This window comes from Serratia nevei (assembly GCF_024160145.1).
GTDB classification, from domain to species: domain Bacteria; phylum Pseudomonadota; class Gammaproteobacteria; order Enterobacterales; family Enterobacteriaceae; genus Serratia; species Serratia nevei_A.
Map to the genome: position 1 here is coordinate 1 of NZ_JAMYWQ010000213.1, position 248 is coordinate 248.

Genomic DNA, 248 nt, shown 5'->3' on the forward strand with positions numbered 1-248 from the left:
CGCTATCCAGTCTGTCGCCATGGATATGAATACGGCGTTAGACCTGGAAGTCAGGCATCACTGCCCGCAGGCGGAAGTGGTGTATGACTTGTTCCACGTGGTGGCAAAGTATGGCCGGGAGGTTATCGACCGGGTGCGCGTCGACCAGGCCAATCAGCTTCGCGATAACCCAAAATCGCGTCAGGTCATCAAACGCAGCCGCTGGCTGTTGCTGCGCAACCCGGAAAATCTCCCCGAAGGGCATGAGG

Annotated in this window: 1 protein-coding gene; it reads left to right on the top strand. The window is 58.1% G+C overall.

Annotation, left to right across the window (positions count from 1 at the left end):
- A partial coding sequence (locus M6G53_RS25425) for a transposase (RefSeq protein WP_253335322.1) occupies positions 1-248 on the top strand: 248 nt, incomplete at both ends.